Genomic DNA, 11,424 nt, shown 5'->3' with positions numbered 1-11,424 from the left:
GAGTGGTGATTAAGAGTGAAGAAAATTGCAAGTGTACTAATGGCTATCATTTTATTAGTGAGTATAGCTGGTTGCTCCCCACAAAAAAAAGAAACAGCGAAGCCGGCAAAGAGTGAAGATAAAGAGAGGGTTGTTGCAACGACCGTCGCTGTTACTGAAATTATGGATGCGTTAGAAGTAGATTTAGTTGGTGTGCCAACGAGTACGAAAGATTTACCAAAAAGATATAAAGGTTTAGCTGAAGTCGGGAATCCGATGAGTCCTGATATGGAAAAAGTAAAGTCGTTAAAGCCGTCAGAAGTATTATCCGTGACAACACTTGAATATGAATTAAAGCCAGTGTTTGACGGTGTAGGTATGAAAGCAAATTTTGTGGACTTAACTAGTTTAAAAAATATGCAAAATTCCATTAGTAATTTAGGTAAGCAATATGGACGCGAAAAGCAGGCTGAAGCAGTTGTAACGAAGTTAGATAAAAAGGTTGCTAGCATTCAAAAAGAAGTAAAAGGAAAGAAAGAACCGACAGTGCTTATTTTATTAGGTGTACCGGGGAGCTATTTAGTAGCAACTGAGCATTCCTATATTGGTGATTTAGTGAAACAATTAGGTGGTAAAAACATTGTACAAGGTGAACAAGTAGAATATTTAGCTTCTAATACAGAGTATTTAAAGAAAGCTGATCCGGATATTATTTTACGAGCAGCTCATGGTATGCCTGATGAAGTTGTAAAAATGTTTGATAAAGAATTTAAAACAAATGATATTTGGAAACACTTCGCTGCAGTTAAAAATAATCGTGTTTACGATTTAGAAGAGCGTTTATTTGGAACGACAGGAAATTTAGCAGCAATCGAAGCTTTAGATGAATTGAAGAAAATGATGTATCCGTGATGCATTTTCATATAAAGGAAGAGTGAAATGAATAAAAAAACTTGGAGTTTCTTCATTGTTACTGTATTGCTTATTGTTATGACGTCATTGTCAGCAATGAAAGGGAGTTTAGAAGTAGGTATTGTTGACCTTGTGCAAGGGATATTTACAGGGGCAAATGAAGATGTTGAAGTCATTAAAGATTTACGTTTCCCACGTATTATTATTGCACTGTTTACTGGGGCGGCTCTTGCTGTTTCTGGTGTGCTTTTTCAAGCTGTTATGAAAAATCCACTCGCTGATGCTGGAGTGATCGGTATATCTTCAGGAGCAAGTTTTATGACACTTGTTATTATTACGTTATTCCCGCAATTCTTTTTCTGGACACCAGTATTCGCCTTTTTAGGTGGTGCGTTTGCGTGTTATCTCGTTTATGCCTTTTCATGGAAGTCAGGGTTAAGTCCACTTCGTATTATTTTAGTTGGTATAGCTATTAATGCGATGTTTACTGGATTAAATGAATCTTTCATTACGATTTGTGGATATTTCATTAAGAGTATTAAGCAAACGACGACTTCTAATATAACGATGAAGACGTGGAGCGATGTAGAAATAATGGTTACGTATGGAACAATTGGTCTTATTCTTGCACTGTTTGTAGGAGCTTGGTGTAATTTATTATCGCTACAAGATAAGACTGCGAAAAACTTAGGTTTGCACGTGACGAGAGTTCGTCTTATTATTTCTGCTATTGCAGTACTTTTAGCGGCAGTATCAACAGCGATTGCAGGAGTCATTGCTTTTGTTGGATTACTTGTTCCGCATATTTCGAGACAACTAGTTGGTTCAGACCATAAAGTGTTGATTCCATTTTCTGCACTTGCAGGAGCGTTATTAATTTTGACGGCGGATACGATTGGAAGGTTAATTGTGCCACCTAATGAAATTCCAGCAGCAACAATTATGGCAGTCATTGGTGGACCATTCTTAATATTCTTGCTTAGAAAGAGTGATAAAGTTCATGGAAATTAAAAATGTAACCTTTTCGTATGATAATGTAACAAATCGTTTAAAGTCTGTTAGTAGTGAAATAGAGATTGGGAAAATTACAACAATCATTGGTCCGAATGGTTGCGGAAAATCAACATTACTTGGTGTTATGTCTAGAAATCATGCTCCTAATAGTGGGGAAGTAATACTTGATGGAAAAACGATTAGTGAGTATAAACCGAAAGAGTTTGCTAGAAAGTTAGCTGTTGTCCATCAACAAAATGAGGCGCCAGCAGATATTACAGTGGAAAAACTAATAAGCTTTGGGCGTATGCCATATAAAAATGTTTTTTCTTCGCAAACTGATGAAGATAGAGAAGCAATTGAGCGTGCACTAACATGTACAAATTTGCAAAGTAAGCGTGAAAAGCCAATTCATGCTTTATCGGGCGGAGAGAGACAGCGAGTTTGGATCGCGATGACATTAGCTCAAAGTACACCAATGCTTTTCTTAGATGAACCGACAACATATTTAGATATTTATTATCAGCTAGAAATATTAGAGTTAGTGAAAGAGTTAAATGAAGTGTATGGATTAACGATTGTGATGGTACTACATGATATTAATCAAGCCATTCGTTATAGTGATCATATTATCGTTATGAAAGATGGGGAAATTGTTACGAAAGGTAATCCTAATGAGGTAATAACAGAAGAAATGGTTAAAGCAATATATGGTGTAGATGTCGTTGTAAAACAAGACGAAGATACAGGGTTATACATGGTACCAATGGGAATTTAAAGGCTGGGCATAATCCGTTTTGAGGTGATAATTTGAATAGTAAGAAAGAACGGAAAAAGAATTCTTTTTTTCAACGAATACTTACAATTGTATTTTTAGGAATCTTTTTCTATTCAATGTATGAATTGGGTGGGATTTTCATGGATTATTATGAAAATCGTAAAGTAATGGCTGAAGCGCAACATATTTATAAGAGAAGTCCAATGGAAGGAAAATCAGAAGATGGGGAAGTACGTAAACAGTTTCAAGCTCTCCAAAAAATTAATCCAGAAATAGTGGGATGGATTACGATGGATGATACACAAATCAATTATCCAATCGTTCAAGCGAAGGATAATGATTACTATTTATTTCGTAATTATAAAGGCGAGGATATGAGAGCGGGAAGTATTTTTATGGATTATCGTAATGATGTGAAATCTCAAAACCGAAATACTATTTTATATGGTCATCGTATGAAGGACGGTTCTATGTTTGGAAGTTTAAAAAAGATGTTGGATGAAGATTTCTTCATGTCCCATCGTAAATTGTATTACGATACATTATTTGAAGGATACGACGTTGAAGTTTTTTCAGTATATACGACAACGACGGACTTTTATTACATTGAAACGGATTTTGAAAGCGATGCAGCGTATACAGCGTTCTTAAAGCAAATTCAAGATAAATCCCTTTACAAAACGGATACGAAATTGACGGCTAATGATGAAATTATAACACTTTCTACATGTGACTATGCACTTGATCCAGAAGCAGGAAGATTAGTCGTACATGCGAAACTAGTAAAAAGACAGTAAATAAAAAAGTATAGAATAGGAGAAGTGGTAACGCTTCTCCTATTCTATACTTTAAAAAAGAAATATGTTTACTGTGCTGCAGCCATTGGCATACGTACAACTTTTACATCATAGTAAGAGATTTTATTATCAAGAATATAATCTGGCATTCCGCCTTGATGGGAGTGAGCAGCTTTAAATGCTGGGCTCTTCGTCCAACCTTGGAAATCTTCTTTTGCATTCCAGCGTGTGCTAATTGTTACTTCATCATAATCAACTGTATTTTGCGTTAGAAGAACTTCTAATCCTAAAAATCCTGGCATTGTTTCCACTTGACCTACTTTATTAAAACGATCAATTAATTTATGTCCATTTCCCTTTGTAATTTTAGCTGTATTTGTAACAATAATCATGTTTATTCCTCCTATAAGTTGTAGCCTTTATTTTCGAGAACTCATATACATTAAATGATAATGAAAATCATTATCAATGTCAATGGTAATCTTAAATTATGATAATATTTTTAATCCCGCTATTTGTTGGGCAGTAAGACCCCCACCTCAAAATTTAGCGAAAGCGAAGAAGTTAGGTGGGGGGCGGGCTGATTAAAGTTTCACTTTATGTAGTATAATATCCTCCTGTTGACTATATATTTAACTTGGTTATATATTATGTAAATAGAATCAATCGAAAATATATAGAAGTAAAGTATGGTTTATACTTTGCTGTCGCAATACTATGAACAAGGAGGGCATTATGGTTGAATCACTTTTACTTAGTATCGTTATTATTATTACATTAGGTATTGCTTCACAATGGACTGCATGGCGCTTCCAGCTTCCTGCGATTGTTGTTATGGCAGTTGCTGGATTATTAATTGGTCCGGTTTTCGGTATTATTAATCCAAAAGAGGTGCTTGGGGATGTTTTTAGTCCACTCGTATCACTCTCTGTTGCGATTATATTGTTTGAGGGTAGTTTAAGTTTAGATATACGTGAACTGAGGGGGCTATCAAAACCAGTATTTCGTATCGTTACGTTTGGTGCGTTTATCGCGTGGATTGCTGGCTCGCTTGCAGCTCATTACGTCGCTGGATTAGATTGGGCGGTTGCATTTATTATTGGAGGACTTTTTATTGTGACAGGTCCAACGGTAATTATTCCGTTGTTACGCCAAGCGCGATTAAAACCAAGAACAGCTGCAATTTTAAAATGGGAAGGGATTATCGTTGATCCATTTGGCGCTTTGCTTGCTGTATTCGCCTTTCAAATTGTAAATTTCTTAACGAAAGAAAATGTACAATTACATACGTTGCTGTACTTCTTTGCAGGTTCATTATTTGCAATGGTACTCGGTTATGTATTTAGTATTTTTATGAGCTATATGATTTTAAAGGGAAAAGTACCAGAATATTTAAAAGCCCCAATTTTGCTAGTTACGGTACTGTTATGTTTTGGCATTGCGGATGAAGTGATGCATGAAACAGGTATGCTAGCTGTGACAGTAATGGGGATTACGCTTGCGCGGATGAAAAAATATATTTCTTCTATCGGTGATATTCGTCATTTTAACGAAAATATTTCTGTGCTACTAACGTCGACTGTTTTTATCATATTAACAGCATCCCTTCCAAGAACAACGATTATGGAGATTTTCAGCTGGCCTATTATAAGCTTCGTACTTATGATGCTATTTGTTGTACGCCCTTTATCGATTTGGATATCGACAATCGGCACAGAGTTAACAAAAGCAGAACGGGCGCTAGTTGGCTGGATTGCGCCGCGAGGTATTGTTGCATTAACGGTTTCAAGTTACTTTGCGACGGAGTTATTACAAGAAGGTTATAAAGATGCTTCTATATTAACGGCACTTACATTTGCACTCGTTATTACGACCGTTTGTGCTCATGGATTTTCAATTGGATTTTTAGCGAAAAGATTGGGATTGGCGAATACGGAGCCACCAGGAATTTTAATTTCAGGTGCGAGTACATTCTCATCTGCTTTTGCATTGCACTGTAAAGAGATGGGTATTCCAAGCTTAATTGTAGATGTATCAGAAGAGCATTTGCAATGTGCAAAGGTGAAAGGGCTTAATACATATAATGGCCAAGTACTTTCTGAACAATTACAATTTGAAGTTGATATGAATCAGTACGAATACTTAATTGCAGTTACAGATACGGATTCTTATAATGTATTAGTCGCAAATACATACGTACCGCAGTTTGGACATCATAATACATTTTTACTTCCAATCCATGATGTGGAAAAGATTGAACAAGAACGCATTTCCCTTTCGAAAAAAGCTCATTTACTGTTTGGTCAAAATGAAATTTATGAAGAATTAAATAGAAAAATTGAAGATGGTTATACGTTTAAAACGATACAAGTTGCAGAAGAACAAAAGATTAATAAAGAAGAAATCGATTCAGAGGATTTAATACTATTTATTCGCCATAGAGATGGTAGTCTTACTTTTTCAACATTGTATAAATATATAGCTGTTATGCCAGGGGATGAGCTAGTTGTACTAGCAAAGCAATAATATGGTATAGTGAAACGAGGCTGTTTTTCAGTCTCGTTTTTTAAGTGCTTCCTATAGAGAAAGCATGCAAATGGAAAGGAAGTTTTTATATGCGATCAGAAGTAACTGTAAAAATAAAACCGAAATTTATAAAAGAAATTAAAAGTGGGTATCCACTTATTTTAAAAGATGCAATCCAAAATTTAAATGATGTTCAGGAAGAAGGAACAATCATTAAAGTAGTAGATGAGAAGAACCAATTCATCGGAAAAGGCTATTATGGAAAACAAAATAAAGGGTACGGCTGGATTTTAACGAGAAAAGAGAGTGAACAAATTAATCAATCTTTCTTTGAAAGTAAAATTAAATCTGCCTTACATAAACGAAAACAATTTTATAAATCAAGTGATACGACAGCATTCCGTGTGGTGAATGGTGAAGGTGATGGTCTTGGCGGACTAATTATCGATTATTATGATGGCTATTATGTAGTAAGTTGGTATAGTGAAGGGATTTATACTTTCAGAGATGAGATTATAGCAGCTCTTCAAAAAGTAGCAAACTTTAAAGGCATTTATGAGAAGAAGCGTTTTGATACGAAAGGGAAATACATTGAAGGCGATGATTTCGTAGCAGGAGAGCGCGGTGAGTTCCCGCTTATCGTAAAAGAGAATGGTGTGAATTTCGCTGTTTATTTAAATGACGGAGCGATGGTTGGTGTATTTTTAGATCAGCGTAATGTTCGAAAACAAATTCGTGATAAGTATGCAAAGGGAAGAACTGTTTTAAATATGTTCTCTTATACAGGTGCTTTCTCCGTATTTGCAGCGCTTGGCGGAGCGAGCAAAACGACGAGTGTGGATCTTGCCAATCGTAGTTTAAGTAAAACGATTGAGCAGTTTAGTGTAAATGAAATTGATTATGAAGCGCAAGACATTATTGTAGAAGATGTCTTTCTTTACTTCAAATATGCAGCGAAGAAAAAGATGAAGTTTGATATGGTCGTACTGGATCCTCCAAGCTTTGCACGCTCAAAAAAATATACATTTAGTGCAGCGAAAGATTATAAAAACTTATTAAAAGAAACAATTGCCATTACAGAAAATAACGGGATTATCGTTGCTTCTACAAATTGTAGCGCATTCGATATGAAAAAGTTTAAAGGCTTTATCGATACGGCATTTAAAGAAATGAATGGCAAATATAAAATATTAGAAGAACATTCTTTACCGGAAGATTTCCGTACCATTGATCAATTTAAAGAAGGAGACTATTTAAAAGTAGTTTTCATCGAGAAAATTAAAGGTTAATAAAGAAAAGGAGCTCGCGTTTACTTGAGCTCCTTTTTCTTATTGAACGATATTTTGTACTCTACCGACTTGCCCGTCCTGTAATCGCACTTTAATGCCATGCGGATGGGAAGGGGAGTTTGTTAAAATATCTTTTACAATTCCACGTGTTAGTTTGCCTGTGCGTTGATCTTGTTTTAATACAATATCAACTTCAAGGCCGGGTGCGATATTAGAACGTTTTTGGCCGTTCATTTATACACCTGTACGTCTACGTTGGTTGTTTGTTTTTTTCGTTTGTTGGTTTTGTAATTTTTTTGTTTCTTGGCTTTGGTTTTTGGCATTCTGACCATTACCGTTACCTTGCTTTTTCTTTGCAAGTTGTTCACGCATTAAATCAGCTAAGCTTACTTTTTTGTTTTCTGACATGATAAGTCTCCTTTATATAAAGTTAATTATGAACTATCGTAGTAAATTTCATCATATCATTGTTAGGGAAGGAAGGGAAGTTGGTTTGAAAATTCATATAATTCTTCACAGTATTCATTCGTTACGATACAATTAAAATGTTAATGTTTGTAAAAAAGGGGATAGACATATGTCACATCATATTTTATTAGTTGAAGATGATATTTCAATTCAAGAGATGGTGGAAAAGTATTTAATAAAAGAAGGATTTCAAGTAACAATTGCGTCTGATGGAGAAGAGGGCGTGAATACATATTTAAAAGGTTCATTTGATTTGATTATCCTCGACATTATGATGCCGAAGTTAGATGGCTTAGAGGTTGTGCGAATCATTCGAGAAAAGAGTGCTGTTCCGATTTTAATGATGTCGGCAAAAGATACAGATGTTGATAAAGCTGTTGGATTAGGACTTGGAGCAGATGATTACATTTGTAAGCCATTTTCTATGATTGAATTAGCTGCACGTGTAAAGGCAGGTATTCGGAGGTCTACGAAGTATTCAGCTACAGAAGAAACAGAAAAGATGATTCAAATTGGTGATCTAACAATTGATCCAATTAATTTTACGGTTGAAAAAAACGGGAAGTCGCTCAAACTTACTTTAAAAGAATTTGAGATTTTAAAGCTATTCGTAAAGAATCAAAATCGTGTATTTACGAAAGCACAAATATACACGTTAGTTTGGAACGAAGAGTATTACGGTGATGATAACGTTATTAATGTTCATATGAGAAGATTGCGTGAGAAAATCGAAAGCGATCCATCTAATCCAGAATACATTAAAACGTTATGGGGCATCGGTTATAAGTTGGAAGTGATGTAATATGGTCAATTTGTTAATAAGTATTATTTTTATATTGTTATGTGTCATTTACATACAATATAAAATGAGAAAAAATAGTAGTAAAAATTTACGATACACATATGAAAAATTAGAAAGTATTGTAAATCAACAAACAGGCGAGAAGTTACTCGTTATGACAGATGATCTAGAATTGCAAAAATTATTAGTAGCAATTAATCAATTATTAGATGCAAAACAGAAAACGAATGCAGATCATGCAAAAGTAGAAATTTCGATGAGAAAAATGCTTTCAAATATTTCACATGATTTAAAGACGCCGCTAACAGTTATTCTTGGATATACAGAAATGTTAAATAAGGATAAAACGATAACTAAAGAAGAACAGCAAATATTACTTGAAAAGGTGCATGTGAAAACATTAGAAGTAATGGAACTAATTCATAAGTTTTTTGACTTAGCAAAACTAGAATCTGGTGACAAGGCAATTGAAATGACAAAAGTAAATATGAATGAAGTTTGCCGCGAGAAGATTTTATCTTTTTATGATTTAGTGACGACGAAAGGGTTTCAAGTTCATATTGATATACCAGAAAAAAATATATATGCACTTGGAAATGTAGAAGTATTAGGTAGAGTATTGAATAATTTAATATCAAATGCAATTACATATGGAGACGATGGAAAGACACTTGGTGTGACGTTAAGAGGTGATGAAACGAGTGTGTATATAGATGTATGGGATACAGGAAAAGGAATCGATGAATCTCATATTGATAAAGTGTTTGAGCGTATGTACACCCTTGAAGATTCAAGAAATAGATTGTACCAAGGAAGCGGTTTAGGATTAACGATTACGAAAAGGCTTGTGGAAGCGATGGATGGAAAAATACATCTTTCTAGTAAGCCATATAAAAAAACGATTTTTACAGTTGTATTAAAAAAGATGTTGTTTTAGCTTGTAGAGAATTAGATTCTACAAGCTTTTTTTCAGCGTAAGGAATTTGTAAGGAATGGGTAAGAAAAAAGAGATTTCCATTGTCTATTATAGAAATATAAAGTAGTGCGAAAGGAGAAAGCGATATGACATATATATTAAAAACAAATCAGTTAACGAAAGTGTTTAAAGGGAAGGAAGTTATTTCTAGCGTTAACATGCATGTGAAAAAAGGAGAGATATACGGTTTCTTAGGACCAAATGGTGCAGGTAAAACAACGATTATGAAAATGATTACAAATTTAATAAAACCGACGAGCGGTGATATTGAAATTTTCGGTGAGAAGTTAACGGATACATCTTATGAATTGTTAAAGCGCATGGGGACAATTATCGAATATCCAATCTTTTATGATAAATTAACGGCGAAGGAAAACCTAGAATTACATTGTGAATATATGGGGTATTACGATAAGAACGCAATTGATCATGCTTTACATTTAGTGAAACTGCACGGTATAGATGATAAAAAAGTAAAAGATTTTTCATTAGGGATGAAGCAACGACTAGGTATTGCAAGGGCGATCATGACGAAGCCGGAACTACTCATTTTAGATGAGCCAATTAACGGTTTAGATCCAATTGGTATTAAAGAATTAAGAGACTTATTTAAAATGCTTTGCAAAGAATATGGTATTACGTTATTAGTCTCTAGTCATATTTTAGGCGAGATGGAGCTAATGGCGGATACAATTGGTGTCATTCAAAATGGAAAACTAATAAAAGAAGTTTCAATGAAGAGTATTAACGGAAAACAAACAGAGTACATTGAAATCACTGTTCCTGATGTGAAGCGTGCAGCTTATATTTTAGAAGATAAACTTGGCATAAAAAATTATAAAATAATGAGTGGAAATATGATTCGTGTGTATGATACAGCAGTGTCTCAGCAAGCCATTTCAAAAGCGCTTATTATGAACGATGTGGAAATTGAAAGTATTAATAAGAAACATAGTTCCTTAGAGGAATATTTCTTAAATGTAATGGATGGAGAGGGCATTCATGCTTAATGGATTGTTAGTGAATCTAGTAAGTGGATTGGTCGTAATGTTCATAAGCGGGATTTTATATTATAGGAAACCAGAGCGGAAATGGTTGTTAATTCTACTAATGATAGGAATGTTAAGCGTAGTTACTGCTGGAATTAGAATGTTAACAGTGTAGAGACAGTTATATAAAGAATGGAGGCGTGGTTTATATGTTTAAATTAATGAAGCTCGAATGGAAAAAACATCAATTATCTAGTTACTTTAAAAGTGTAGCAATTTGTATTATAGCAATTTTCGCTGTAGTAAGTCTTATGGCATGGGGAATGAAAGCTGAGGAAGACGTGCTCTTCTCTGACTTTACACAGAACATGGCTTTAGTAAATATTTTTATTAGAATAACATTCATTATTTTTAGTTCGGTCATTTTATCACGTTTAGTAATTGATGAGTATAAGAACAAAACGATCCAACTATCATTTATGTATCCGCTGCAAAGGAAACTGCTAATGAGCGCGAAATTAACAATTGTTTTTTGTTTTTGTTTTGTGAGCACGATTATCGCTACTTTCATTATTAGTTTGCTCGTATATTTTGTGAGCCCAATGATGGGACTGATTGAAACACCTGCTACGATAGGTGAAATAATCGCTATCATTCCAGCTACTTTTATAAGTGCATTTATGATATCTGGTATAAGTTTAATTCCTTTATTTTTTGGGATGAGAAAGAAATCGACACCGACAACGATTACTTCGGCAGTAATAATTAGTATGCTGATTAGTGGTAACGTTGGGGCTGAAAGCAATCAAGTAAGCATGTTTGATTTTATAGCTATCCCAATCGTGCTCTGTTTATTAGGGATTTTCATTAGTTATCTATCGTTTCGTAAAATCGACAAGATCGATGTGGCGTGAA

Annotated in this window: 14 protein-coding genes; 11 read left to right on the top strand and 3 right to left on the bottom strand. The window is 34.5% G+C overall.

Annotation, left to right across the window (positions count from 1 at the left end; all coding sequences use genetic code 11):
* Positions 1-15: 15 nt before the first annotated feature.
* From isdE to srtB, 4 genes are read left to right on the top strand one after another with little or no spacing between them, the layout of a single operon-like run.
* Positions 16-891, top strand: coding sequence for a heme ABC transporter substrate-binding protein IsdE (gene isdE, locus ACTFSI_RS05165; protein ID WP_000717360.1), 876 nt, complete (start codon positions 16-18; stop codon positions 889-891).
* A gap of 27 nt (positions 892-918) precedes the next feature.
* Entirely contained in the window at positions 919-1,902 is a 984-nt protein-coding gene (locus ACTFSI_RS05160; protein ID WP_001036822.1) for a FecCD family ABC transporter permease, read from the top strand.
* Complete coding sequence (locus ACTFSI_RS05155) at positions 1,892-2,662, top strand: ABC transporter ATP-binding protein (RefSeq protein WP_000403755.1); 771 nt, start codon at positions 1,892-1,894, stop codon at positions 2,660-2,662. The genes ACTFSI_RS05160 and ACTFSI_RS05155 overlap by 11 nt, the downstream gene beginning before the upstream one ends.
* A 32-nt stretch (positions 2,663-2,694) precedes the next feature.
* Positions 2,695-3,459, top strand: coding sequence for a class B sortase (gene srtB, locus ACTFSI_RS05150; RefSeq protein WP_001086117.1), 765 nt, complete (start codon positions 2,695-2,697; stop codon positions 3,457-3,459).
* A gap of 68 nt (positions 3,460-3,527) precedes the next feature.
* Here srtB and isdG read toward each other — a convergent pair whose 3' ends face one another.
* Positions 3,528-3,851: a heme oxygenase gene (gene isdG / locus ACTFSI_RS05145; protein ID WP_000587815.1), complete on the bottom strand. Its 324-nt coding sequence runs from the start codon at positions 3,849-3,851 to the stop codon at positions 3,528-3,530.
* Positions 3,852-4,194: 343 nt separating this feature from the next.
* On the opposite strand from isdG, the gene ACTFSI_RS05140 reads away from it, so the two are divergent.
* Together ACTFSI_RS05140 and ACTFSI_RS05135 are read left to right on the top strand one after the other, a co-directional pair.
* Positions 4,195-5,985 (top strand): cation:proton antiporter, encoded by a 1,791-nt coding sequence (locus tag ACTFSI_RS05140; protein ID WP_000230341.1) that lies wholly within the window; start codon positions 4,195-4,197, stop codon positions 5,983-5,985.
* A gap of 89 nt (positions 5,986-6,074) precedes the next feature.
* Positions 6,075-7,274: a class I SAM-dependent rRNA methyltransferase gene (locus tag ACTFSI_RS05135; protein ID WP_001255965.1), complete on the top strand. Its 1,200-nt coding sequence runs from the start codon at positions 6,075-6,077 to the stop codon at positions 7,272-7,274.
* Positions 7,275-7,313: 39 nt separating this feature from the next.
* Here the strand turns inward: ACTFSI_RS05135 and ACTFSI_RS05130 are convergent, their stop codons facing one another.
* Positions 7,314-7,508 carry a YwbE family protein gene (locus ACTFSI_RS05130; protein ID WP_001014310.1) on the bottom strand — a complete coding sequence of 65 codons (195 nt, stop codon included), beginning with the start codon at positions 7,506-7,508 and terminating at the stop codon, positions 7,314-7,316.
* Positions 7,509-7,682: a hypothetical protein gene (locus ACTFSI_RS05125; RefSeq protein WP_001293578.1), complete on the bottom strand. Its 174-nt coding sequence runs from the start codon at positions 7,680-7,682 to the stop codon at positions 7,509-7,511.
* A 169-nt stretch (positions 7,683-7,851) separates the two neighbouring features.
* Between ACTFSI_RS05125 and ACTFSI_RS05120 the strand changes: the two genes are divergently transcribed.
* From ACTFSI_RS05120 to ACTFSI_RS05100, 5 genes are all read left to right on the top strand, one after another.
* Positions 7,852-8,544 carry a response regulator transcription factor gene (locus ACTFSI_RS05120; protein WP_000018027.1) on the top strand — a complete coding sequence of 231 codons (693 nt, stop codon included), beginning with the start codon at positions 7,852-7,854 and terminating at the stop codon, positions 8,542-8,544.
* Between the two features lies 1 nt (position 8,545).
* Positions 8,546-9,481, top strand: coding sequence for a HAMP domain-containing histidine kinase (locus ACTFSI_RS05115; RefSeq protein WP_000247687.1), 936 nt, complete (start codon positions 8,546-8,548; stop codon positions 9,479-9,481).
* A gap of 125 nt (positions 9,482-9,606) precedes the next feature.
* A complete protein-coding gene (locus tag ACTFSI_RS05110; protein ID WP_000221076.1) occupies positions 9,607-10,530 on the top strand; it encodes an ABC transporter ATP-binding protein in 924 nt (307 codons plus the stop codon).
* Positions 10,523-10,684 carry a hypothetical protein gene (locus ACTFSI_RS05105; RefSeq protein WP_000931775.1) on the top strand — a complete coding sequence of 54 codons (162 nt, stop codon included), beginning with the start codon at positions 10,523-10,525 and terminating at the stop codon, positions 10,682-10,684. The genes ACTFSI_RS05110 and ACTFSI_RS05105 overlap by 8 nt, the downstream gene beginning before the upstream one ends.
* A 34-nt stretch (positions 10,685-10,718) precedes the next feature.
* Entirely contained in the window at positions 10,719-11,423 is a 705-nt protein-coding gene (locus ACTFSI_RS05100; protein WP_000475556.1) for an ABC transporter permease, read from the top strand.
* The last annotated feature ends 1 nt before the right edge of the window (position 11,424 follow it).

This window comes from Bacillus cereus group sp. MYBK101-2, from assembly GCF_051918845.1.
GTDB classification, from domain to species: Bacteria; Bacillota; Bacilli; order Bacillales; family Bacillaceae_G; genus Bacillus_A; species Bacillus_A paranthracis.
The sequence above is the reverse complement of the archived record's forward strand: the minus strand, read 5'-3'. Positions and strand labels throughout refer to the sequence as shown.